22 protein-coding genes are annotated in these 25,911 nt (G+C 32.0%); 11 read left to right on the top strand and 11 right to left on the bottom strand.

Going from position 1 to position 25,911, the window contains the following annotated elements:
• Positions 1-32: 32 nt before the first annotated feature.
• The 4 genes from CELLY_RS13525 to CELLY_RS13510 form a co-directional block, all read right to left on the bottom strand.
• Positions 33-377 carry a DUF2853 family protein gene (locus CELLY_RS13525; RefSeq protein ID WP_013622247.1) on the bottom strand — a complete coding sequence of 115 codons (345 nt, stop codon included), beginning with the start codon at positions 375-377 and terminating at the stop codon, positions 33-35.
• Positions 378-418: 41 nt separating this feature from the next.
• Positions 419-2,176: a 2-succinyl-5-enolpyruvyl-6-hydroxy-3-cyclohexene-1-carboxylic-acid synthase gene (menD, locus tag CELLY_RS13520; RefSeq protein WP_013622246.1), complete on the bottom strand. Its 1,758-nt coding sequence runs from the start codon at positions 2,174-2,176 to the stop codon at positions 419-421.
• Positions 2,177-2,241: 65 nt separating this feature from the next.
• Positions 2,242-3,351, bottom strand: coding sequence for a chorismate-binding protein (locus CELLY_RS13515; RefSeq protein WP_013622245.1), 1,110 nt, complete (start codon positions 3,349-3,351; stop codon positions 2,242-2,244).
• Between the two features lie 4 nt (positions 3,352-3,355).
• A complete protein-coding gene (locus tag CELLY_RS13510; RefSeq protein WP_013622244.1) occupies positions 3,356-3,781 on the bottom strand; it encodes a PaaI family thioesterase in 426 nt (141 codons plus the stop codon).
• 92 nt (positions 3,782-3,873) lie between these two features.
• Here CELLY_RS13510 and CELLY_RS13505 point away from each other — a divergent pair, with 92 nt between their 5' ends.
• Both CELLY_RS13505 and CELLY_RS13500 read left to right on the top strand, forming a co-directional pair.
• The gene (locus CELLY_RS13505) at positions 3,874-4,521 is read left to right on the top strand and encodes an alpha/beta hydrolase (RefSeq protein ID WP_013622243.1); all 648 of its coding nucleotides are present in this window, start codon (positions 3,874-3,876) and stop codon (positions 4,519-4,521) included.
• On the top strand, positions 4,518-5,084 hold the full coding sequence (locus CELLY_RS13500; RefSeq protein ID WP_013622242.1) for a GNAT family N-acetyltransferase: 567 nt from the start codon (positions 4,518-4,520) through the stop codon (positions 5,082-5,084). Before CELLY_RS13505 ends, CELLY_RS13500 begins: the two co-directional genes overlap by 4 nt.
• Before the next feature lie 3 nt (positions 5,085-5,087).
• On the opposite strand, the gene CELLY_RS13495 is transcribed toward CELLY_RS13500, so the two are convergent.
• Positions 5,088-5,990 (bottom strand): hypothetical protein, encoded by a 903-nt coding sequence (locus tag CELLY_RS13495; RefSeq protein WP_051456052.1) that lies wholly within the window; start codon positions 5,988-5,990, stop codon positions 5,088-5,090.
• 165 nt (positions 5,991-6,155) lie between these two features.
• Positions 6,156-8,060 (bottom strand): molecular chaperone DnaK, encoded by a 1,905-nt coding sequence (dnaK, locus tag CELLY_RS13490; protein WP_013622240.1) that lies wholly within the window; start codon positions 8,058-8,060, stop codon positions 6,156-6,158.
• A gap of 235 nt (positions 8,061-8,295) precedes the next feature.
• Here dnaK and CELLY_RS13485 point away from each other — a divergent pair, with 235 nt between their 5' ends.
• The 3 genes from CELLY_RS13485 to CELLY_RS13475 are packed head-to-tail and all read left to right on the top strand — an operon-like array spanning position 8,296 to position 12,085.
• A complete protein-coding gene (locus CELLY_RS13485) occupies positions 8,296-9,720 on the top strand; it encodes an L-serine ammonia-lyase (RefSeq protein ID WP_013622239.1) in 1,425 nt (474 codons plus the stop codon).
• A gap of 25 nt (positions 9,721-9,745) precedes the next feature.
• Positions 9,746-11,590 (top strand): Xaa-Pro dipeptidyl-peptidase, encoded by a 1,845-nt coding sequence (locus CELLY_RS13480; protein WP_013622238.1) that lies wholly within the window; start codon positions 9,746-9,748, stop codon positions 11,588-11,590.
• 3 nt (positions 11,591-11,593) lie between these two features.
• Positions 11,594-12,085 (top strand): hypothetical protein, encoded by a 492-nt coding sequence (locus CELLY_RS13475; RefSeq protein ID WP_013622237.1) that lies wholly within the window; start codon positions 11,594-11,596, stop codon positions 12,083-12,085.
• A gap of 2 nt (positions 12,086-12,087) precedes the next feature.
• On the opposite strand, the gene CELLY_RS13470 is transcribed toward CELLY_RS13475, so the two are convergent.
• Positions 12,088-12,540 (bottom strand): hypothetical protein, encoded by a 453-nt coding sequence (locus tag CELLY_RS13470; protein WP_013622236.1) that lies wholly within the window; start codon positions 12,538-12,540, stop codon positions 12,088-12,090.
• 115 nt (positions 12,541-12,655) lie between these two features.
• Here CELLY_RS13470 and panB point away from each other — a divergent pair, with 115 nt between their 5' ends.
• Both panB and CELLY_RS13460 read left to right on the top strand, forming a co-directional pair.
• Positions 12,656-13,474, top strand: coding sequence for a 3-methyl-2-oxobutanoate hydroxymethyltransferase (gene panB / locus CELLY_RS13465; RefSeq protein WP_013622235.1), 819 nt, complete (start codon positions 12,656-12,658; stop codon positions 13,472-13,474).
• A gap of 40 nt (positions 13,475-13,514) precedes the next feature.
• Entirely contained in the window at positions 13,515-14,213 is a 699-nt protein-coding gene (locus CELLY_RS13460) for an RluA family pseudouridine synthase (RefSeq protein WP_013622234.1), read from the top strand.
• Between the two features lies 1 nt (position 14,214).
• Here CELLY_RS13460 and CELLY_RS13455 read toward each other — a convergent pair whose 3' ends face one another.
• Positions 14,215-15,759 (bottom strand): hypothetical protein, encoded by a 1,545-nt coding sequence (locus CELLY_RS13455; RefSeq protein WP_013622233.1) that lies wholly within the window; start codon positions 15,757-15,759, stop codon positions 14,215-14,217.
• Positions 15,760-15,905: 146 nt separating this feature from the next.
• Between CELLY_RS13455 and CELLY_RS13450 the strand changes: the two genes are divergently transcribed.
• Both CELLY_RS13450 and leuB read left to right on the top strand, forming a co-directional pair.
• Positions 15,906-17,078 (top strand): 2-isopropylmalate synthase, encoded by a 1,173-nt coding sequence (locus tag CELLY_RS13450; protein ID WP_013622232.1) that lies wholly within the window; start codon positions 15,906-15,908, stop codon positions 17,076-17,078.
• A gap of 2 nt (positions 17,079-17,080) precedes the next feature.
• Positions 17,081-18,199: a 3-isopropylmalate dehydrogenase gene (leuB, locus tag CELLY_RS13445; protein WP_013622231.1), complete on the top strand. Its 1,119-nt coding sequence runs from the start codon at positions 17,081-17,083 to the stop codon at positions 18,197-18,199.
• Here the strand turns inward: leuB and CELLY_RS13440 are convergent.
• Entirely contained in the window at positions 18,192-19,433 is a 1,242-nt protein-coding gene (locus tag CELLY_RS13440) for a peroxiredoxin family protein (protein WP_013622230.1), read from the bottom strand. The genes leuB and CELLY_RS13440 overlap by 8 nt on opposite strands.
• Before the next feature lie 126 nt (positions 19,434-19,559).
• Between CELLY_RS13440 and pheT the strand changes: the two genes are divergently transcribed.
• Positions 19,560-21,986, top strand: a complete 2,427-nt coding sequence (gene pheT, locus CELLY_RS13435) for a phenylalanine--tRNA ligase subunit beta (protein WP_013622229.1) — start codon at positions 19,560-19,562, stop codon at positions 21,984-21,986.
• Between the two features lie 13 nt (positions 21,987-21,999).
• Here pheT and CELLY_RS13430 read toward each other — a convergent pair whose 3' ends face one another.
• Together CELLY_RS13430 and CELLY_RS13425 are read right to left on the bottom strand one after the other, a co-directional pair.
• Complete coding sequence (locus CELLY_RS13430; RefSeq protein ID WP_034644641.1) at positions 22,000-22,554, bottom strand: fasciclin domain-containing protein; 555 nt, start codon at positions 22,552-22,554, stop codon at positions 22,000-22,002.
• 123 nt (positions 22,555-22,677) lie between these two features.
• Complete coding sequence (locus tag CELLY_RS13425) at positions 22,678-24,300, bottom strand: ABC-F family ATP-binding cassette domain-containing protein (RefSeq protein WP_013622227.1); 1,623 nt, start codon at positions 24,298-24,300, stop codon at positions 22,678-22,680.
• Between the two features lie 169 nt (positions 24,301-24,469).
• Here CELLY_RS13425 and CELLY_RS13420 point away from each other — a divergent pair, with 169 nt between their 5' ends.
• Positions 24,470-25,864 (top strand): hypothetical protein, encoded by a 1,395-nt coding sequence (locus CELLY_RS13420; protein ID WP_013622226.1) that lies wholly within the window; start codon positions 24,470-24,472, stop codon positions 25,862-25,864.
• Positions 25,865-25,911: the final 47 nt, after the last annotated feature.

The raw sequence follows: 25,911 nt of genomic DNA, 5'->3' as shown, positions 1-25,911 counted from the left end.
AGGTAGCCTCTTTTACATAATTCTTTAAAATTCTATTTATCGTAAACAGACTCCTTTTTAAAGTGCTGAGCTAATTTATAATAAACTACAGCTCTATGCTTATTTTTGTTAGATGATCCGTATTTGTCCATAACAGTTTTAATACCCTCCATTAATTTTGGGTCATCACTCATTCCTAATTTTTTCATTAAGAAGTTTTTCTTAACTGTTTCTAATTCTTTCTCATCAGAACCAGATACTTTAGAAGAGTCTTTATTATAAATAGAAGGACCTAATCCAATAGTAACCTTTGTTAATAAATCCATATCTGCCGTTTCTCCAAATTTATCTTTTAAATCGGCAGCGTACTTTGCAATTAAATCATCTCTTTGGCTCATAATTTTAATATTCTTTTGTATAGTTAATGTTAATAATGCTTCTAAGATATAAAATCAAAATAACTAAGCAAAATTTTATTGTTTATAATTCTAGGGGTTTTTACCTCCAATAAAATTGCCTTGTCAGATTCTTTATAAAAATCTTCTAAATGTTGGTTTAATGTATTTTCATCATTAGCCAACTTATAATCAACATTATACATATTACACAAGTTTTCTATTTCTAAATTGTGTGCCGTTTCAAAATAGGTTTTATAGTTTTCGGTTTCTTCTTGTCCTGGTAAAATTCTAAAAATACCACCTCCACTGTTATTTATTACTATTATCCTAAAATTTGGTTTTACATAGTTGTTCCAAAGTGCATTACTATCATATAAAAAACTTAAATCTCCTGTAACTAAAAGGGTTGGCTTTTTATTATATATTGATGCACCCACTGCTGTAGAAGTACTACCATCTATACCACTGGTTCCGCGATTACAATACACTTTTAAAGTATTTTTTAAGGGAAATAACTGTGCATACCTTACCGTAGAACTGTTAGACAAGTGTACTTGGTAACCATCTGGGATACTTGGTAGTATTTGAGAAAAAGCCAACATATCTGAAAACGGAATAGTTTTTAAATATGCTTCTCTTTTTTCTTCATAATTTAATTTAACCTTAGACCATTTAGCGTAGTATGTACTATCTACAAATTTTGTTTTATCTAAAAAAGCATTAAAAAAAGTATTTGTATCTACTTTAAAATGATGAGATAAGCTATAAAATGTATTGTATGCTTTTTTACCATCTATATGCCAGTGATGTTTTGGCTTGTACGTACGTAAAAAATGTTTTATTTTTTTTGATACTATTAAACCTCCAAAGGTTAGTAAAACATCTGGCTTTAAGGCTGTAAATAATTCTTCTTTGTTTTCAGATTTTTCAATAGGTGCTAAAATGCTATCTATACTATTAAAAAAAGTAGAGTGATGTATGTTAGATGTTGTCTCTGTAAAAACAATAACAGATTCATCTTCTGCAACCTCATCTAAAAATTGCTGTTCTACAACATTAGGCTTATTAACTCCTACTAAAATCATTTTTCTGGTAGACGTATTCCAAATTGAAGCAAAATCATCTAATTTAGAGCAACTTTCTGGTATAGTCTCCTCCTCTTCTTTAACCGTCGGGTATACACAACTATACTCTTCTGTATTGTACAACGGCTCTTCTAAAGGTACATTAATATGTACTGGCGCATACTCATTTACAGCATAGTCTATTGCATTTTGTAGCTCTGCGCTATTAAATGTATTAATGTCTTTTTGCTGCTCTTCTACTGTTTTTTTTGCAGATAAAAGTTGTTCTCCAAATTTTTGTATAGTAGTTGTTGCATGAGAGACATCTTGTTTTAAATTAGCTTGGTAGCCTATATGGTTTTTAAAAACGTTTTCTTGTCTAATAGTTTGTCCGTCTCCAATATCTATTCTGTAACTTGGCCTGTCTGCAGAAATAACCAATAAAGGAATATCACTATAAAAAGCCTCTGCAACTGCTGGGTAGTAGTTTAACATAGCACTACCAGATGTACATACAACGGCAACTATTTTACCTGTATTTTGTGCAATACCTAATGCAAAAAATGCAGCACAACGTTCATCAACTACGCTATAACATTTAAAATATGGGTCTTCTGTAAAACCAATGGTTAATGGTGCGTTTCTAGAACCTGGTGATATTACTATATCTTTTACCCCTTTTGCCTTACAGTGTAATATTACAGATTGGGCAGTAGGTATGCTAGAGTATCTCAAATTATAAGAATATTTATTAGTAAATAACTAGTGCAAAAGTACTGCGTAAACCGTTGTTTACCCAATTATTTTAAAATAATACGCAACATAGTACCACTTTTGGCTACAGTTTCTTCCCATTCTTTTTCTGGGTTAGACCCAATGGTTATACCGCCACCCACATATACTTTTACTACATCTTGGGTTAACTCTGCGCAGCGTAGATTAACATATAAGTTACTAACTTTTGTTATGGCTGTATAAGCTCTATTTTCTATATTTCTTTTAGTTTTAGCCCTAAACTGCTCTTTACTAAAATTTAGTTCTCCCAAAAAGCCTGTATAAAAACTTCTGTTGTAATTTTCATGTGCTAGTATAAACTCCTTTGCAGCAAGTTTTGGAAATCCACAAGTAGCTGGTGTTGGGTGTAGTGCTGTTAAAATCTCTTTTAAATTGTTATGCATTACTCCCGTTATTTTTGTGCGCAAGTGCCAAAGTTTACCTGCTCTTACAGATGCTACACTACCTGCCTTTAAATTAACAACCTTATCTGCTAGCTCATTTTTAATAAACTGCGTAACTACATCTTGCTCATTATACTCTTTTTCTCCCCAAACAGGCTCCTCGCCTTCTTTGTAAACTTGTGTACCTGCCAATGAAGAAGTCTCTATACGTTGGTTTGTAGTTTTTAGCAATACTTCTGGTGTAGCCCCCAACCACATCCCTACTTTAGGGTGGTACCACAAATAACAAAAAGCGGTTTTGTAAGTAGCCAACAACTCCTTAAACAATGCTAAAGGTTCCTTTTGGGTTATTTTTTCTATACTACGTGATAAAACAACCTTTGTTAACAGCCCTTTAGAAATAGCACTAACACCATTCTTTACAAGTGCTATATGTGCCTCTTTTTCTGCTTGGATTGATGTATTAACAGTACTAGCATCTGCAGTAGATTTTGTTTGTTCTTCTGCACTATAATTTGTTGTTATTATAGTTTTATTTGGAATTAAAATTGATGCAGAATTACTATCAAAAGGAGCAAATACAAAGCCAGACTCCTGATAATCTTTTACATAGTGTAAAACAGCATCTTCTTGCAACACAGCAGTAACTACATCTTCATTAGGTTTTCTGTACACTACAAAAGGTTTTTGTGCATTAAGTTGCTCTTGTAGTTGATCAAAAAATTGATTCATTAAATTACTTTTTTCTTGGTAAAGAAATAGTTGTTAGTTTACATAAAGACACCAACTCTCCAGCATCATTAGTAATTCTAATTTGCCAAAGCTGCGTAGTTCTTCCTTTATGCATAATGCTGGCTTTAGCATACACATTACCATCTTTAACACTCTTAACGTGGTTTGCGGTAATTTCTAATCCGCGTACAAAATATTCTTGTCCGTCTAAAAAAATATAAGACGCTGCACTACCAACACTCTCTGCTAATGCTGCTGTTGCTCCTCCGTGTAAAATTCCGTCTGGTTGGTATACCTTTGGTGTTACTGGCATTTTTGCAACTAAAAAATTCTCTCCTACTTCTACATACTCTATATCTAATGTTTCCATTAGCGTATTTTTAGAGTTTTCATTACAAATACGTAGTATTTTTTCTTGAAATTCGTTCATCTCATATTTTTTTGTAAAAATAATCAATCCAAATACAACAAAAGCTATAACTTTAAATTTTGATTTTTTTACACATTTGAAACTACTGTTTTATGCAGCCTACAGAAAAAGAAGTAACATACACAACTACCAACTCTTATGCTACACTTAACTCCCTAACCAAAGACACTAAAAATATTTGGCTTGTATGCCACGGCATAGGCTATTTAAGCAGATATTTTTTACGCTATTTTAACGAACTAAATAGTAAAGAAAATTATATAATTGCTCCACAAGCTCCTTCAAAATACTATTTAAATAATAAGTATACTCATATTGGAGCTAGTTGGCTTACTAGAGAAAATACAGTTACAGAAACTAAAAACGTTATTGCCTATTTAAACAAAGTATACCTTGCAGAAAATATTCCTGAACATTGCAATTTTATTGTTTTAGGATATTCTCAAGGGGTATCTGTGGTAACAAGATGGCTAGCTCAAGAAAAAATTGAATGCAGCCACATTGTTTTATATGCTGGCACTGTGCCTAATGAACTCTCTAAAACAGACTTTACATATTTAAACAACAATAAAACCAAAACAACTCATATAGTTGGTGATGAAGATGCCTTTTTTGATGAAGACCGAAAGAAAGCAGAAAAAATAAGAATTAAAAACATTATAGACCCAAACACCAATTTTATAACCTTTAAAGGTGCACATGAGGTTAAAAAGGAAATAATAAACTCTTTAGTAGAATGATACACAATGTAGACAATTTAAAGGACAACGTTGTACAACTAATTCCTTTAAAAGAAAAACATATAGATCTGTTATGGCCAATTGCACAACAAATTGATGTACACAAATATGGTTCTAATGACATATCTACACTAAAAAAACTAACTAATTATATACATACAGCAATAGAAGACAAAAACAGTATTCCTTTTGCTGTATTTGATATGAGAACATCTGCTTACGTAGGTTCTACCCGATTTGGTAATATAGATGATAAAAATAAAGTTTTACATATAGGTTGGACGTGGATTTCTCCTAAAACTCAAGGTACCGGATTAAACCACAAAATGAAATACCTTATGCTTACCTATGCTTTTGAAAATTTAAATTTTAACAAAGTTGAATTTCGCATAGATGAAAGAAACATTAAATCTAGAAAAGCCGTAGAAAAACTTGGAGCATCCTTAGAAGGTATATTAAGACAAAATGTTATTACTAAAAATAACATTAAAAGAAACTCCTGCTGCTACGGTATATTAAAAGAAGAATGGGCAATAATAAAGCAACAGTTTTTTAATACATAAAAATTATTGCTTAACAGTTTTCTCTTCAGCAGGTATTTCTTCTTCTGGGTAATATTCTATTTTACGTGTAGTATAGGTGTTATCTGGTGATATAACTTGTTTTATCCAATTTCCTTTATCCCCATCAAATTGATGCATATAGGTTATATCATAAGTAGTTTTTTCTTTTTTAACGGTTATTTTATCTACAACTTTGATATCATTTTTATAAGTATATATTTCCTTTTTATCTAACATAAACTTATTTCCTGTAGCGTCTGCAACAAAATAATCTTTATAAACTATTGTTCCATCTTCTTTAGTAACTACTTCTTCTGCCTTTAAAGGTTTGCCATCTAAAAACTGTTTCGTTAAAGTTATTTTTAATTTTTCTTTTTTTGCATTTGTTTTGTAAGACTCGCGTATGGACTTTTGTATTTTTCCGTTTAAGTAAAATGTTTGTTCTTTTTCTGTATCAGTAGTTGTATAAGTTATAGTTGTTTCATCTACCTCTTCATTATTAATACGTTTAATAACCTTTAATTTACCCTGCTCATCAAACTCATACTCATATTGGTCTAAAAACTTTTTACTGTATGTAAGTATTTTTTCTGTTATATGTTTATTACCTGTAGTATCAATAGAAAAAATATGCGCTATAGATGTACTTTTATCAAAGGCACCATCTCTATAGTTTTCTAATCGTTTTTCTAATATTTGATTGTTTTTGTATTTGTAGTAAGTTATACTATAATCTTTATCTGTATAGCGAGTTATAGATTTTGTTAATTTCCCATCTTTATTAAAGTAAAACTCTTCTTTACCGTAATTTGTAATTACAGTACTTTTTTTAACATTGCCAATTAAGTTAAAATCTGCTTTAGTAAAAATACGCAGTTCTTGTGCCATTGTTAAAAATGGCAGCATAAGAATGGTTAGTAAGTATAGGTTTCGCATGGTTAAAGTCATACTCCAAAATTAGGTTATTTATTACTCATAAAAAATAAAATGCAACGTAAAAATTGTAGTTATATGTACTAAAAAACCCACTAAAAATTAATTTAGTGGGTTTTAATATAGTTATAAAAAATGTTATTTTACTTCTTCAAAATCAACATCTTCTACGTCATCTCCTTCTTTTGCTTCTGCACCTGCAGCTGCATCTGGTCCTGGAGCTGCACCACCCTGAGCTTCTGCTTGAGCTTTGTACATTTCCTCAGAAGCACCTTTCCAAGCTTCATTAATTTTATCTAAAGCAGGAGCAATAACTGCTAAGTCTTTTGTTTCATAAGCTTTCTTTAACTCTTCTAAAGCTTCTTCTACTGGTTTTTTATTAGCATCAGATATTTTATCTCCAAACTCTTTTAATTGCTTTTCTGTTTGAAAAATCATTCCATCTGCTTCATTTAACTTATCTGCAGTTTCTTTAGCTTTTTTATCTGCTTCTGCATTAGCTTCAGCTTCAGCTTTCATTTTCTTGATTTCTTCTTCAGTTAAACCAGAAGAAGCTTCAATTCTAATGTCTTGAGATTTACCTGTAGCTTTATCTGTTGCAGATACTTTTATAATACCGTTTGCATCAATATCAAAAGTTACCTCAATTTGCGGAACACCTCTTTGTGCTGGTGGAATACCATCTAAATGAAAACGACCAATTGTTTTGTTGTCATTAGCCATTGGACGCTCTCCTTGTAAAACGTGTATTTCTACAGATGGCTGATTATCTGCTGCTGTAGAGAATACCTGCGATTTTTTAGTTGGTATTGTAGTGTTAGCCTCAATTAACTTAGTCATTACACTACCCATAGTTTCAATACCTAAAGATAATGGTGTAACATCTAATAATAATACATCTTTAACATCACCAGTTAAAACACCACCTTGTATAGCTGCACCTACTGCAACAACCTCATCTGGGTTAACACCTTTTGATGGTTTTTTACCAAAGAATTTTTCTACTGCTTCTTGTACTGCTGGGATACGTGTAGAACCACCAACTAAAATTATCTCATCAATATCACTCTTAGATAAACCTGCTGATTTTAAAGCAGACTCACAAGGTGCTATTGTTCTTTTTACTAAATCATCAATTAACTGATTAAATTTAGCTAAAGTTAATGTACGTACTAAGTGCTTTGGCCCAGAAGCTGTAGCAGTTACGTATGGTAAGTTAATTTCTGTTTGTGCAGAAGAAGACAATTCAATTTTAGCTTTTTCAGCAGCTTCACGTAAACGTTGTAAAGCCATTGCATCTTGACGTAAATCTATGCTTTCTTCACTCTTGAATTCATCAGCTAACCAATCTATAATTTTTTGATCAACATCATCACCACCTAAGTGTGTATCTCCGTCTGTAGATAATACTTCAAAAACACCATCTCCTAATTCTAATATAGATACATCATGTGTACCACCACCAAAATCAAAAACTACTATTTTTTGGTCAGTATCTTTTTTGTCCATACCGTATGCTAAAGAAGCAGCAGTTGGCTCGTTAATAATACGCTCTACTGTTAAACCAGCAATTTCACCAGCTTCTTTAGTAGCTTGTCTTTGCGCATCATTAAAATATGCAGGAACTGTAATTACAGCTCTAGAAACATCTTGTCCTAAATAATCTTCTGCAGTTTTCTTCATTTTTTGAAGAATCATTGCAGACAACTCTTGTGGAGAGTATAAACGTCCATCTATATCAACTCTAGGCGTATCGTTATCTCCTTTTACCACTTTATAAGGTACTCTATCTGCTTCTTTGCTAGACTCAGAGTATTTGTTCCCCATAAAACGTTTTATAGAATATATGGTTTTATTAGGATTTGTAACCGCTTGTCTTTTAGCAGGGTCACCAACCTTAATTTCTCCTCCTTCTACAAATGCAATTACAGATGGCGTTGTTCTTTTCCCTTCTGCATTTGGAATAACAACCGCTTCATTCCCTTCCATTACAGAAACACAAGAATTGGTTGTACCTAAATCTATACCAATAATTTTACTCATATTATATTACTTAAATAAATTAGCGTTTATATTTATATTTTGCTTTTAGATAGACAAACAATATGCCAAGCAAACAAAATATGACAAGGTGGCAGTGCCACTTCTATTTTTTTAAAATTCTAAGTATATTTAACCAAAGACCACATTATAACTGTAAACAAACAAAAACTATAAAAAGGTATAATATATGATTCCAAAATGTATATTTGTCCACAGTAATAAAACGTTTTCGTAAATGGAATGTATCAGTGTTTTTGATATGCTTAAAATTGGTGTGGGGCCATCTAGCTCACACACTCTAGGACCTTGGAGAGCTGCAGAGCGATTTTTGCAGGAATTACAAGAGAAGCACCCTATAAATAGTGTAAAAACTATACATACAGAATTGTATGGCTCATTATCTTTAACTGGTAAAGGGCACGCCACAGACCTTGCAGTTATGTTAGGACTCTCTGGTGAAGATCCTGTAACTATGCAAGTACAAAATATTGGTATTATTATAGACACCATAAAAAAAAATAACCAATTATTATTACTTGGTAAATATGCCATTACATATAATACTACAGAGCATATTGTGTTTTTAAAAACTTCTTTGCCATTTCATGCAAACGGTATTAAGTTTTCTGCCACTTTAGACAACGGTACCATTTACGAGGATACTTTTTATTCTATTGGTGGCGGTTTTGTTGTTAAAGAAGAAAGAGTACACGCCAAAGAAAATATACAAGTATTTAAAACTTTTCCGCATCCTATAAATTCTGGAGTTGCTCTTTTAGAACACTGTAATGAGGGTAATAAATCTATCTCTGACATAGTTTTAGAGAACGAACTATCTTTACGTACACCAGAACAAGTAGATACCGACTTAAAAGCTGTTTGGGATACTATGCTAGAGTGTATGCATATTGGCTGCCACACACAAGGTACTTTACCTGGTGGTTTAAATGTTCGTAGACGTGCTTTTGATATGCATGAAAAACTAAAAGGAGACCTTAGTTACAACTCTCCTGAAGAATGGCTGCAAACTATACGTAAAACTGAAGTTAAGTTTAGACAAATACTTAAATGGGTTAGCTGTTTTGCACTAAGTGTTAACGAGGTTAATGCCTCTTTAGGAAGAGTAGTTACCGCACCTACTAATGGTAGTGCTGGTGTAATACCTGCCGTTTTAATGTATTATATGGTTATTGAAAACCATAATGCAAATTTTAGTCACATAAAAAAGTTTTTATTGGTAGCCGGAGAAATTGGTAGTTTATTTAAAAAAGGAGCTACAATATCTGCCGCTATGGGTGGTTGCCAAGCAGAAATTGGCGTGTCATCTGCAATGGCAGCTGGTGCACTAACAGAATTACTAGGCGGTACACCAGAACAAGTTTTAATGGCTGCAGAAATAGCCATGGAACACCACTTAGGCTTAACTTGTGACCCTATAGGTGGTTTGGTACAGGTACCTTGTATAGAACGTAACTCTATGGGAGCCATAAAAGCAATTAACGCTGCAGAACTTGCCTTAGACACAGATCCTGCAAATGTAAAAGTACCTATAGATAAAGTAATTAATACAATGTGGGAAACTGCAAAAGATATGAACTCTAAATACAAAGAAACATCTACAGGTGGTTTAGCTGTTGGTGTATTTTTAAGTGATTGTTAAACACTTGTAATGCAAAATATTTATTATGAATAAAAGACAACCTAGCGTACGCAATATTTTTAATTTTTTATTTTTTTTAATATCGATTGTTGGTATTGCACAAACCCAAAAAACTACTCCTGTTTTTAAAGATGGTGAAGCACAAATTGTAGAAGGTTTTAATAATCCTGATAAATGGATACGTCATGATCTATTTGTAGAAACTACTTTTGATACTGATGGCGACGGCAAATTAGACCGTATGCATGTTAGTGTTACAAGACCAGAGCAAACTGAAACGGAAGACCTAAAACTTCCTATTATCTTATGTTCTAGTCCGTATTACGCAGGCACAGCTACTGGCGCTGAAGAAGGTTTATTTTGGAATGTAAAGCATGAACTTGGTAAAAAAGCTCCAGAACGTTCTCACCCAGAGGTAGTACGTAAAGGCAAACGCCCAATAATATCTAACTCACATATAAAAAAATGGGTTCCTAGAGGATACATTGTAGTACATACATCTGCTCCAGGAACAGGATTCTCTCAAGGTGCGCCTACAGTTGGTGGTCCAAACGAAGCTCTTGCTCCAAAAGCTGTTATAGATTGGCTTTGCGGACGCGCTAAAGGATACACCTCTCCTGATAACAATGAAGAAGTAAAAGCATTTTGGTCTACCGGAAAAGTAGGTATGACGGGAACATCATACAACGGTACAATTCCACTTGCTGCTGCCACTACTGGTGTAGATGGTTTAGAAGCTATCATACCTATTGCTCCAAATACATCATCATACCACTACTACCGCTCTAACGGTTTGGTTAGGAGTCCTGGAGGTTATTTAGGTGAAGATATAGATGTATTATATGATTTTATACACAGTGGAGACCCTGCCAAACGTGCTTATAACAATAAAACTATTAGAGATACCGAGCTAAAAAACGGTTTAGACAGGGAGACCGGAGATTACAATGAATTTTGGGCAGGACGTGATTACCTTAACAAAATGGGACCTATGAAAGCAGCTTTATTAATGTCTCACGGCTTTAACGACTGGAATGTTATGCCTGAACATAGCTACCGTATTTACAAAGCTGCTAAAGAAAAAGGATTACCAACACAAATATATTACCACCAAAACGGACACGGAGGTCCGCCACCTATTAAAATTATGAACCGTTGGTTTACTCGTTATTTACACGGAGTAAAAAATGGTGTTGAGAACGATAAAAAAGCGTGGATTGTTCGTGAAAATGATAGTCCAAATAACCCAACTCCTTATGATGCATACCCAAACCCTAATGCATTTAACGTTACTTTATATTTAAAAAACGGAGCACCTAAACAAGGAAAATTAGTATTAAATCCTCTAAAAAAGCAAGCTCCAGAAACCTTAGTTGATGACCACAACATATCTATGGAAGAATTGGCGCAAGCTACATCATCAAAAAACAGATTGGTGTTTACTACCCCTACGTTAACAAAGGACATTCACATATCTGGTATAGCATCTATTACTGTAAAAATTGCTAGTAGTAAACCAGCTGCAAATTTATCTGTTGCTTTGGTTTCTTTACCTTGGAACACAACTGAAGGCACTGTTATTACAGACAATATTATTACTCGCGGTTGGGCAGATCCTCAAAACCACAAATCTATATCTAAAAGCAAGCCATTAAAGCCTGGTAAATTTTATACTATGACGTTTAATTTACAACCAGATGACCAAATTATAAAAGCTGGTCAGCAAATAGGCTTAGTTATTTTTTCTAGTGATAACCAATTTACTATTTTACCAAAACCTGGAACAGAACTAACTGTAGACACTAATGCTACAAAAATAACTTTACCAATTGTTGGCGGACAAGAAGCATATAAAAAGGCAGTAAAATAAACTATGGAGGACAGAAACTCACTAACATTTAAAGGATTTTTAAAGGTAATGTCTGTAATGCACATTGCCTTTTCTGTTGGTTTAATATTTTTTACAGCTGTTATGTATTATCAACAACAAAAATGGGAATTTAACATACCAACCAACAGTATTTATATTGTACTAGTACCGCTTGTAGCTATTACAGGTATTTTTTTAGGCAACTATGTTTTTAAAAAGAAGATAGAACCTGTTTTAAATAAAAAATCATTAAAACAAAAACTAGACGTTTACCAATCTGCTCTATTGTTTAAATACGCTTTTATAGAAGGTGCAGCTTTTATTTGTTTACTATTTTCTTTATTTAAAAGCAACTTACTTTACCTAGCCATTACCGTAGCTATTATTGTTTACTTTTTATTTTTAAGACCAACAAAAAATAAAATAGAACAACAGTTACAACTTAAGGGAGAACAAAGAGAACAGTTTAAAAGAGAAAATGATGTAATAACTTAACATTAATTACACCCTTTTTTACGTCTTGTATCTATTAAATAAATAATTTTCCACTCACCATTATCCTTAAATAACTGAAAAGAATTTACACCACAGTGACTAAATTTTCCATTTAGCCAAAATTCATACTCTGTCCAAGCATTGGCCATATCTCCATCTATCTTAATGGTATATGAAGTTAACTTTTCTTTAAAATTTACTTCTTCAGGTATACTTACAATGTTTTTTATAAAATCTGAATAACTCTCTGTTTTTACAACTGTATTACCATCTTTATCTGCTCCTATAGTTTGTAATATAACAGTGTTAGTAGCTACCGCTTTTAATTGCACCGAATCTTGCTTATGAAAAGCGTCAAAAAACAAGTTTATTGTATTTTTAACATCAACTTCGTTAGCTTGTGCAGATACAAAAGCACTAAATAAGATTGCAAATGTGAGTAAAATATTTTTCATCATATTAATTTTTATTAATTTATAAAAAATATATCACATTCTTAAGTTTGATAAACACAGTAATTCTTAATCTTTTTTCATAATTTTAACCCATCTAAACTAAATAAAACTTACAATGTCAGTTGCCAAAAAAGAATACAAACGAGTAACCGTTAAGTCGCTCGTAGATATGAAGAAAAACGGAGAACGCATTTCTATGCTTACTGCCTATGATTACTCTATGGCTAAAATTATAGATGACGCTAATGTAGATGTAATTTTAGTTGGTGATTCTGCCAGTAATGTTATGGCTGGTCATGAAACTACTTTACCTATTACATTAGACCAAATGATATACCACGCTTCTTCTGTAATAAGAGCTATTAACAGATGTTTAGTTGTTGTTGATATTCCTTTTGGTAGTTACCAGAGTGACCCAAAAGAAGCTCTGCGTTCTGCAATACGTATTATGAAAGAAAGTGGTGCACACGCTATAAAAGTAGAAGGAGGTATAGAAATTAAAGATTCTGTAAAACGTATACTTAACGCTGGCATACCTGTTATGGGACATTTAGGGTTAACACCACAATCTATATACAAATTTGGCACATATACAGTAAGAGCTAAAGAAGAAGCAGAAGCTAAAAAGCTTAAAGAAGATGCTTTATTACTTCAAAAATTAGGGTGTTTTGCTATTGTTTTAGAAAAAATACCAGCTACACTTGCTAAAGAAGTTGCAGAAAGTTTAACTATACCTGTAATTGGTATTGGTGCTGGTGGTGATGTAGATGGGCAAGTATTAGTTATACATGATCTTTTGGGTATGACAAAGGAATTTAACCCTCGTTTTTTAAGGCGTTATATGAATTTGTATGAAGAAATGGGTTCTGCAATTTCGCAATACGTAGATGATGTAAAAACTAAAGACTTCCCTAATGAAGAGGAGCAATACTAAAAAGTTTTTGCTCTTACATTTTTTTAAATAACAATCTATTTTGCAAAAAAAAGAAGTTTCTACTCCTCAAAATCTTCAGGTATTGTATGAAGACAACCACATTATTGCTATTAATAAGCGTGTTGGAGACATTGTACAAGGAGACAAAACGGGTGATGCCCCACTAAGTGATATTGTAAAAGCGTATATAAAAGAAAAATACAATAAACCGGGCAATGTATACCTTGGCGTTGCACATAGGTTAGATAGGCCCACTACAGGTATTGTAGTTTTTGCAAAAACATCTAAAGCATTACCACGTTTAAATAAACTATTTGCAGAAAAAGATGCTAAAAAAACATATTGGGCTGTAGTAAAACAGCAGCCCAAAAAAAATAATGAAACTCTTGTACATTACCTAAAACGTAACACCAAACAAAACAAGTCTTACGCTAACATAAAAGAAGTACCAGACAGTAAAAAAGCTATTTTAGACTATACAATACTTAAAAAGTTAGATAATTATTACTTGCTAGAAATAAATTTACAAACAGGAAGACATCATCAAATTAGATCACAATTATCTGGTATAGGATGCCCAATTAAAGGCGATTTAAAATACGGATTTAATCGTAGTAATACTGATGGTGGTATACATTTACACGCTCGTAAACTTTCTTTTATTCACCCTGTAAAAAAGGAGCCATTAGAAATCACAGCTCCTTTACCTAAAGATCCTATTTGGGATGCTTGCTCTTAATTTATCGTGTTAATTTTTTAGCTTTTTCTCGTACAATTTCTCCAACTGGTTTGTTATATAAATGACTCTCTAACCAAGAAATAATATCTAAATACAAAAAGGCTCTTTTTTCGTATGGATGATTTTCATACTTCTTTAGCTCGGTATGCAATTTTTTAAATTCGTTGCGCAAATCTGTAGGATAAATATCTCGTAAGTTTCTAAGAAATTTTATCATCTCCTTTTGCACAGCGTGCATATCATTCATTTTAATTAAAAACTTATAGGTGCTTTTAAGTTGTACTTCTAAATGGTAATCCATACCTGCTTCATAATGCGCAACTAAACTTAATACTCGAGAAAAGCACATTAAATCTTCTCTCATTTTTAAATTTTTGTTATTAATTATCTTTTTCAAGTATTGTATACACATTTTATTATCTCCTATACCAAAATACAAACAAGCGCATTTGTAGTATAAAAGCATAATATGATGCTGGTCTATACGGTCTTTATGCTTATTTATACCGTACTCCACAATACGCACCAAATACAAGCCTTTTTCAAAAGTACCCTCTAAAAAGTGCTGATTTAATTTATTTGAATTCAAATACAAAAATGCTAACGAAGAAATATTATCGTTTTTTGGAAAGCTCTTACTCTCTATCATAGCTTCCATTTTTGTTAATGTAGCTTTAAATTGAGTGCTGTATTTTACATAAAATAATGACTCTAATAAGTAATGATTTCCCTTTAGAAAGAAAACAGGATTTAGGTAAATCATTTCTTTATTGTCATAAAAAAGATCTACCCATTTGTTAGCATATTTGTAACAAGATAAAAAATCTTGTGTTAAAAAACTGTACCACAAATAAGCCTTGTATAACCACAGTTTTTCTCTAAAACCTAAATCTTCAATATTGTAAATAGGTAAATGATCATTAAAGTATGTTTTCACTTTCTTTAAATCTTCATCACTACGTACATAACCCACTTTTAACATCATACCGTACAACTGCAGAGACAAGTTACTAAGTTTACTTGTCATTACATTATGTGCAGATAATTCTTTAGCTTGTATAGCAAGCTCATTAGCCCTGTCTGGTATACTACGCGTTATGTATTGAGTTTCTATAATTTTTTCTAACTCAACAATTTCATAAGCAATATTTTTTTCTTCGTTTTCTATTGCTATGCCTTTTACTTTATCTAAAAGCTTTAAGCTTTGCTTATACAGCCCTTTTTGATATAAAATAGTTGCAAAATCTAGTTGCTCTCTAATTTGTACACGTATATTTTGGTTTACAGGGTTTAACCTTAAACTAACTAAAATTTGTTTGTAAAGGTGTGCTTTAAGGTTAGATAGTTGTGCTTTTTTAACTATACCACTATCTAAAATTACTTTTTCATTATATGTTTTAGCCTTATCTAAAAGATTAAAAAGAGACAAAAATTTTGCATCTGTGTTAACTCCTAAGCGACCTACATACAACTTAAACTGTCGCTTTTCTGACTTAGAAAGCGACTTTACCAATACAAACAAGGCATCTTTATGAGGAGTTGTCATCGTAAAAAATTCAATTTAAATAACTGATTATCAAATAATTAATATTTACAAAAACCACTTAAACGTTGTAAATGTTTTTTTGTTGATTCAATATTAATAATAAAGGACTATATATTCGTATAGCAGCCCAAAATTAAATAAATAAAATGAGTAAAGATAAAGTTCAAATATTTGACACCACGTTAAGAGACGGAGAGCAAGTCCCAGGATGTAAGTTAGACGCTAAGCAAAAGCTAATAATAGCAGAGCGTTTAGACTTATTGGGAGTAGATGTTATTGAAGCTGGTTTCCCTATATCTAGTCCAGGAGATTTTAATTCTGTAATGGAAATATCTAAATTAGTTAAAAATGCAACAGTTTGTGGATTAACAAGGGCAGTGAAAAAAGATATAGAAGTTGCTGCTGAAGCTGTAAAATATGCTAAAAGACCAAGAATACATACAGGGATTGGCACATCTGAATCTCATATTAAACACAAATTTAACTCTAATAAAGAGCAAATTATAGAACGAGCTGTAGCAGCTGTAAAATATGCAAAAACATTTGTAGAAGATGTAGAGTTTTATGCAGAAGATGCTGGTAGAACAGACAATGAGTTTTTAGCAAAAGTATGCTCTGCTGTTGTAAAAGCTGGTGCAACTGTATTAAATATACCAGACACCACAGGATATTGTTTACCTGAAGAATATGGTGCAAAAATGAAATACTTATACGAAAATGTAGAAGGTATACACAAGGCTATTTTATCTTGCCATTGCCATAACGATTTAGGCTTAGCCACTGCCAACTCTATTGCCGGTGTTATGAATGGTGCAAGGCAAATAGAATGTACAATAAACGGCATTGGAGAACGTGCCGGTAACACTTCTTTAGAAGAAGTTGTTATGATTTTAAGACAACACCCTAACCTTAACTTAGATACAGACATTAACAGCAAGTTATTGTATGACACCAGTTTAATGGTTTCTAACAAAATGGGAATGCCTGTACAACCTAACAAAGCTATTGTTGGTGCAAATGCTTTTGCTCATAGTTCTGGTATACACCAAGACGGAGTAATTAAAAATAGAGAAACGTACGAAATTATAGATCCCGCAGATGTTGGTGTTAATGAATCTTCTATAGTACTTACTGCACGTAGCGGTAGAGCTGCTTTAGCATATAGAGCAAAAAATATAGGTTATGAACTTACTAAAACACAATTAGATGTTGTTTATACTGAGTTTTTAAACTATGCTGATAGAAAGAAAGAAGTAGTTGATGAAGACATACACGAAATAATAAGTGTCTGTAAAATAGAAATAGAAACAACGGTATAATTATGAACTTAAAAATAGCTCTTCTTAGCGGTGATGGTATAGGACCAGAGGTTCTTGCACAAGCAGTTAAATGTCTACAATCTGTAGAGACTACTTTTAATCACCATTTCACCTTTTCCCCTGCTTTAGTTGGTGCTACTGCCATAGACCAAACTGGTACCCCATTACCAGATGAAACCTTGGAACTTTGTAAAAATTCTGATGCTGTTTTATTTGGCGCTATTGGCGACCCAAAATACGACAATGATCCTAATGCTAAAGTACGTCCAGAGCAAGGCTTACTTAAACTTAGAAAAGAATTAGGTTTATTTAGCAACATTAGACCTGTACGTGTATACCAAAGCTTAATAGATAGGTCTCCACTAAAAAAAGAAATTGTTTCTGGAGTAGATTTTACTATTTACAGAGAGTTAACTGGCGGCATTTATTTTGGAGAGAAAAAAATAAATGAAAAAGGAACAGTAGCTTCTGACCTATGTGAGTATTCTGAAAAGGAAATAAGCAGAATTGCACATTTAGCATTTAAAGCTGCTAAAAGCAGAAGAAAAAAAGTAACACTTGTAGACAAAGCAAATGTTTTGGAGTCATCTAGATTATGGCGCAAAGTAGTTACAAGAATAGGTGAAAGTTACCCAGAAATAGAGTTAGACTTTCTATTTGTTGATAATGCTGCTATGCAAATGATTTTAAACCCATCACAGTTTGATGTTATTTTAACCAATAATATGTTTGGTGACATTATTTCTGATGAGGCTAGTGTTATTACAGGTTCTATTGGTTTACTTGCTTCTGCATCTGTAGGCGCAGACAACGCAATGTTTGAACCTATACACGGGTCTTTTCCGCAAGCAACCGGTTTAGATATTGCTAACCCTATAGCAGCAATTTTGTCTGCTGCAATGTTGCTAGAACATCACGGTTTAATTGAAGAGGCACAAGCTATACATATGGCTGTAGAAAACGCAATACTAAACAACGTAGTTACACCAGATTTAAATGCAGACAGCACTTTAGGAACAGATTATGTGGGTGACTATATTGCTAATAGCATTGTAGATACAGATGAGTATTTACATTTAAACAATGAAAACATAGGCTTAGGAAAATCTACTATTATTTAGTAGATTTTTCTTTTAATAGTCTATTTATTGTATTTGTAAAATCGGTTTTAAATTCTTTATACTTTTCTCCTGTAGCAGGACCGTTAAAACCTGTATGTATTTTACGCACATCTCCATTTCTATCTATTAATATGGTTGTTGGGTACGATAAAATATGGTTTAACATAGGTAATTTTTGCTGCGCTTGCTGCTTGCTAGAGTTCCCATATTGAGCAAGTAAAATTGGGTAAGGCACATTTACTTTTTCTTTTAACCTTCTTATTTTGTTAAAAGCACTTTCCTTAGTTTTAGCATACTCAAAAGCTAAAGAAATTATCTCTAAATCTTTATTCTTGTGCTCAGTTAAAAACTCGGTTAAAAATTTTGTTTCATCTAAACAATTAGGACACCAAGTACCCATAATTTGTACAATTACCACTTTGTTTTTATACGCTGCATCTGTTAAAGAAATTAAATTATTATTTTCATCAGGAAATGAAAAATCTAATTTTTTATATCCCTCATTTAAATATGTAAGTGAAGTATCCGCAGGCAATTCATAACTTTTATTTCTTTTTGCAATAAAAGGCTCTTTAAAATGATTACCAGAATAAAAAGTCCCTTCTAAAACAGAATCTGTAGCTTTAGCTGTAAATAAAAATGCGTGTGCACCATCAAAAGTAGAAAGCTTTAAAGAATCGCCATCTACTACACCTTCTAAATACCTATAATCTCCTGTTGTAGTTCTAAAAGTACCTGTTACCTTAGCATCAACCTGCTTAAAAATACCTTTAGCTATGTAACTCTCATTTGTATTAGGACTAAAAACAGTTTCCCATATACCTGTTACATTTACTTTTGGAGAATTGGTGGTTGCAAATCGTTCTAAAATATTATTAGTATATATAGCTGTAAAGGGCACTACCCTATCTAAACTTTCTTTTACAAAATTGCCTGTAATTTTATGAGGTGTAAATTTCCCCTTTAAATATCCTTCAAAAACAGGCATTTTAATAGTTATAGAGTCATTTTTTACTACAATTTCATCTACAGTAATTACTTCTTCAGCATTAAAAACCTGTATTTCAATTTCGTTCTGGTCATTATAATCTATAAAAAAAGAAAAAGGTAGGTCTTTATTATCTTGTACTTGCAATTTTGCTAACCAATTGCCCTTTTGCAGTGTTATTTTTTTGGGTTCTGAACAAGAAATAACAAAAATTGAAATAATAAATAAAATTCCTAATTTCTTCATAATAAAGCGGTTTTTGTAAAAATCGTAATATAATTGAAAAGCTTACAATAAAAAAAGGCAATTGATGTAAATATGTGTTGAATGTCTATATTCATTGTCCTATCTTTGGGGTTTTAAATTTTTAAAATGAAAATATCTTACAACTGGTTAAAACAGTTTTTACATATTGATTGGGAAGCTGATAAAACAGCAGAATTATTAACAGATTTAGGTTTAGAAGTAGAAGGCATTTCTGAATTTGAAAGTGTTAAAGGCGGACTAAAAGGTATTGTGGTTGGGCACGTATTAACTTGTGTAAAACACCCTAACGCAGATAAACTTAAATTAACAACTGTAGATATTGGAGCAGATGCTCCTGTACAAATAGTTTGTGGTGCTCCTAACGTAGACAAAGGGCAAAAAGTACCAGTAGCAACTATTGGCACTACTTTATATACTGCTGAGGGTGAAGCCTGGAAAATAAAAAAAGGAAAAATACGTGGTGAAGAAAGTCACGGAATGATTTGCGCCGAGGATGAACTTGGTTTAGGACAAAGCCATGAAGGCATTATGGTTTTAGCAGATGACTTAACACCTGGCACACCTTGTGCAGATATATTTGAGGTTGAGTTAGATACTGTTTTTGAAATAGGCTTAACTCCTAACCGTGCAGATGCAATGAGCCATTTTGGTGTTGCAAGAGATTTAAGAGCCGGTTTAATTCAACAAGAAATTAAAAAAGAATTAATTACACCTCCTGTAACAAACTTTAATGTAGAAAATAGATCATTAAAAGTTACTGTAGATGTAGATAATAACGAACTAGCACCAAGGTATTGCGGTGTTACAATTAGTAATTTAGAGATTAAAGATTCTCCAGATTGGTTAAAAAATAGATTACGCTCTATAGGATTAACACCTAAAAACAATGTTGTAGATGCTACAAATTATGTTTTACATGAATTAGGGCAACCACTACATGCTTTTGATGCTAATAAAATTAAAGGTCACAAAATAGAAGTTAAAACAGTTGCTGCTGGCACTAAGTTTACAACTTTAGATGATGTAGAAAGAGAACTACACGAAGAAGACTTAATGATTTGTGACGAAGAAAAACCACTATGTATAGCTGGTATTTTAGGAGGAAAAGATTCTGGTGTTACAGAAAATACTACAGCAATATTTTTAGAAAGTGCTTACTTTAATCCGGTGTCTGTACGTAAAACTGCAAAAAGACACGGTTTAAATACTGATGCTTCTTTTAGGTTTGAAAGAGGTATAGATATACAAAATGTTGAGTATGCGCTACGCAGAGCTGCATCATTAATTAAAGAAATTGCAGGGGGTGACATAACATCTGACATTGTAGAGCTTTATCCAAAAAGAGTTGAAGACCACGAAGTGTTTTTAACCTATGAAAAAATAAACAAATTAATAGGACAAAACATACCCGGAGAAACCATAAAATCTATTTTAACATCTTTAGATATTAAAGTTAAGAATGTTTCTGAATCTGGAATGGGACTTGCTATTCCTTTTTACCGTGTAGATGTACAAAGGCAAGTAGATGTTATTGAAGAAATACTTAGAGTTTATGGTTACAACAACATAAACTTTACAACAAAACTTAATGCATCTATAGCTACAACATCTAGGTTTGAAGATTACAAATTGCAAAATGTAATAGGGAACCAATTAGCTAGCCAAGGTTTTTACGAGATTATGGCTAATAGTTTAACCACTATAGATTACAATAAACACTCAGAAAACTTAAAAGATAGTAATTCTGTAGCAATGCTTAATCCACTTAGCTCAGACTTATCTGTACTAAGACAGTCTATGTTATTTAGTGGTTTAGAGGCAATATCACACAACATTAATAGAAAAAAGTTAAACCTTAAGTTTTTTGAATTTGGTAAAACTTACCACAACTACTTAGACAAAAGAATAGAGAACAAACACTTGTCTCTGTTTTTAACAGGTAAACAAGAAGATGAAAACTGGTACGCAACTCAAAACAAATCAGATTTCTTTTATTTAAAGTCTTGTATAGAAACTGTGTTTAGCAAACTTGGTATTCGTAAAACAAGTTCTTCTCCTGTAGAGAACGATGTTTTTCAAGAAGGTTTATCTCTAAAAGCAAATAAATTAGCTGTGGTAGAGTTTGGTGTTATTAAACCATCTATAACAGCAGATTTTGACATTAAGCAAGAGGTTTTATTTGCCGATTTTAACTGGGATAATATTATAAAATTAGCCAAGCAAAACACAATTGTTTTTAAAGAAATTAGCAAGTACCCAAGTGTTAAAAGAGATTTTGCGTTACTATTAGATACAAAAGTAAACTTTAAAGATCTTTATGACATTGCTTTTGAAACTGAAAAGAAATTTTTAAAAGAAGTAAACTTGTTTGATGTTTACACTGGTGACAAGTTACCAAAAGGTAAAAAATCTTACGCTGTAAGCTTTACATTATCTGATGATAAAGACACGCTAAAAGACAAACAAATAGACAAAATTATGTCTAAACTTAGAAATAACTACGAGAAAAAATTAGGAGCAGAATTACGTTAATGTATTAACGTAATTAAATCTGCTTTGGTAAAATTACGCTGTCTATAAGATGCATAACACCATTACATTGTTCTGCATCTGCAGCTGTAATTTTAGCAGAGTGCCCTAATGCATCTGTAAGTATTATATCTGTACCCTTCATAGTTGCAACAATTTTTTTACCCTGTATGGTAGTGTAAGTTGCTACTCCATTTCCTTGGCACATTGCTTTTAAAATTTTAGAAGCAGATATTTTTCCGGCAATAATATGGTATGTAAGCAAAGAGGTTAAGTCCTTTTTATTTTCACTTTTTAACAACTCAGTTAATTTCTCAGAAGACATTTTACTAAATGCCTTATCACTAGGTGCAAATACAGTAAAAGGGCCATCGTTACGTAACAAATCTTCTAAATCTGATCCTTGCATAGCCGCTAATAAAGTTTTGTGTGTTTGTGACTGCTGTGTATTTTCTACAATAGAAAAATTAGGGTTCATCCCTTGGTTATTAATAGTTGCAGAAGTGTTTTGAGCTGATAAATAGCCTGCAGATAGCATAGCTATTACTAGATGAATTAGGGGGAATTTCATACGAATGTAAAAGTAAATATCATTTTAATTGTCGGTGAACGGCTTAAGTTCACCGACAATATACAACTTTTACATTACTATACAACTATAAAATGTGCATTTTATCGGTAAAGTAACAATTTATTAAGATTGGTATAACTTTGCTCTTTGTTCTTTTATAGACTTATCAGACATATACTCATCAAACGTTAAGTACCTATCTATAGCTCCATTAGGCGTTAACTCTATAATTCTGTTAGCAACAGTGTTAGCAAACTCATGATCGTGTGTTGTAAACAAAACTGTTCCTTTAAAGTTTTTTAAAGAGTTATTAAAAGCTGTAATACTTTCTAAATCTAAGTGGTTTGTAGGCTCATCTAACATTACTACATTAGCTCTTAGCATCATCATTCTACTTAACATACAACGTACTTTTTCTCCTCCAGATAATACAGTACATTTTTTAAGTCCTTCTTCTCCACTAAAAAGCATTTTCCCTAAAAACCCTCTAATATGTACTTCTTCTCTTTCTTCCTCTGTTTTTGCCCATTGGCGCAACCAATCTACTAGGTTTATTGGTTTATTAAAAAATTCTGAGTTGTCTGCCGGTAAATATGACTGCGATGTTGTAACACCCCATTTAAACTCACCAGAAGCAGCTTGTTTATTATTATTTATAATTTCATAAAAAGCAGTACTAGCCCTAGAATCTTTAGATATTATAGCAACCTTATCTCCTTTTGCCAAATTAATATTTACATTTTTAAATAGTAAATCTCCATCTTCAGATGTTGCCGAAAGGTTTTCTACATTTAAAATTTGATCTCCCGCCTCTCTTTCTCTTTCAAAAATTATTGCAGGATATCTTCTACTAGATGGCTTAATGTCATCAATCTTTAATTTAGAAAGCATTTTTTTTCTAGAAGTAGCCTGTTTACTTTTAGCAACATTGGCACTAAAACGCATAATAAACTCTTGTAGTTCTTTTGCTTTTTCTTCTGCCTTTTTATTTTGCTGAGCTCTTTGTCTTGCTGCAAGTTGACTACTCTCATACCAAAAAGTATAGTTACCAGAGTACAAGTTTATTTTACCAAAATCTATATCACCTATAGAAGTACAAACTGCATCTAAAAAGTGTCTATCATGCGATACTACAATAACTGTATTATCATAACCTGCTAAAAAGCGCTCTAGCCAGTTAATAGTTTCATAATCCAAGTCGTTGGTAGGCTCATCCATAATTAAAACATCTGGACTACCAAATAATGCCTGAGCCAATAAAACACGTACTTTTAGTTTAGAATCTAAATCTGCCATTGAAGAGAAATGAAACTCCTCTGATATACCTAAGTTAGATAACATTGTAGCTGCAGCACTATCTGCATTCCAACCATCCATTTCTTCAAAAAGCACCTGTAACTCTCCTATTCTGTCTGCATTTTCATCATTATAATCTGCATAAAGTGCATCAATTTCCTTTTTAATTTTATACAATGGTTTGTTACCCATAACCACTGTTTCTTGTACCGTATACTCATCATAAGCATTGTGGTTTTGTTCTAAAATAGACATTCTTTTACCCGCTTCTAAATGCACGTGTCCAGAAGTAGGGTCTATTTGTCCAGATAACACTTTTAAAAAGGTAGATTTACCAGCACCATTGGCACCAATTATACCATAACAATTTCCTTGAGTAAAAGTTACGTTTACATCATCAAAAAGGACTCTTTTTCCAAATTGAACAGATAAATTAGATACTGATAGCATATTTTTATTTTAAAATTTGTGCAAAAATAGTGAATTTAAACCCCTAATGCCAATACATTTTAACCAATAAACCGTGTATTTCATCTTTCTAATATTTTTTTTAACGACACATTAACAATAGTACACCTTAAGGTTCATTAAATTTGTGTGTAACGTTAGCTATTACTATATGAATAAATTTTTACTCTTTCTTTCCATTTCTTTACTAATAAGTTGCGGCGAGAAACAAAAAAACTCCCCCTACATATACTTTGCTGGTGAAATTGTAAACCCTAAAAACGATAGTGTTGTTCTTTACAAAGATGATCGTAAGGTTTGCTCTAGTAAATTAGACAACAATAACAGGTTTGCTTTTGAATTAGATTCTTCGGCTGAAGAGGGTCTATACCATTTTGGTCACAAAGAAGTACAATACATTTATCTAGAAAAAGGAGATAGTTTATTAATTAGAGTTAATACTGTAGATTTTGATGAATCTCTAGTTTTTGATGGTATTGGACAAGAAATAAACAACTTTTTACTTGAAATGTTTTTAACTCATGAAAATGAAGAATTGAACATTTTAGACAAAATGTACATTTTAGAACCTAATGAGTTTAGTAAAAAAGTAGATTCTTTACACGACATAAAAATAAATGCATTAAATAATTTAAAGGTTGATGCAAATTTGTCTGATGATGCCGTTACAATAGCAAAAACAGGTATAGATTACACTACATATTTATACAAAGAAAAGTACCCTTTTAAACATAGAAGAGCTTTAAAAGAAAAATCATTAAAACAGCCACCTGAAGATTTTTATGCTTACCGTAAAGACTTAACATATAATAACTCTAACTACACTTATATTACTCCATATTATAATTTTATGAAGCAACACTTTGGTGGTATGTCTTATATAAATTGTAAAGAAGGTTGTGAAATAAACGGAAGTTATTATGTAAATCAGCTACATTTTAGTGAGCACCAACTAAAACTAATAGATAGTATGGTTGGTGAAAAGAACTTAAAAGACAACTTAATAAGAAACGTTGCTTTAAATTACCTTTTACGTTCTGATGACACATACGAGAATAATAAATTGTTTATGACCGGCTTACATAAAATTGCAGGTAAAAATAAACATATAGCAGAAATAGACTCATTATTTGTAAATATAGAGCGTTTACAGCCAAACAATAGCTTACCAGCTATTAGCTTAGAAGGTTTTAACGGAAAAGAAAAAACATTAAAAGCTATTAGTGAAGACCAAAAAAATGTTGTTTTTTACTTTTGGATGGGAGAAAATAGTAAGCATTTTAAAAACATTATTAATCGTGTAAATACATTAAAAAGTAATCCTAATAATAAAAATACATTTATTGGTATAAGTTTAAGAACAGACAAACAAAGTTGGGAAAACATTATTAAGTCTAACAATTTAGACCAAGATACACAGTACAGAGCAAAAAATCTTAAAACTATAAATAATGCCTTAATAATTAACGGTAAACTAAACAGGGCAATTGTTACTAAAGAAGGCAAAATTAAAAATGCTTTTGCTAATATGTATGGTGAGTTTTAACCGTTAATATAGCTCTTGTATGAAAAATAAAAATCCCCTAAGATAAT

This window comes from Cellulophaga lytica DSM 7489, assembly GCF_000190595.1.
Taxonomy (GTDB): Bacteria; Bacteroidota; Bacteroidia; order Flavobacteriales; family Flavobacteriaceae; genus Cellulophaga; species Cellulophaga lytica.
The sequence above is the reverse complement of the archived record's forward strand: the minus strand, read 5'-3'. Positions and strand labels throughout refer to the sequence as shown.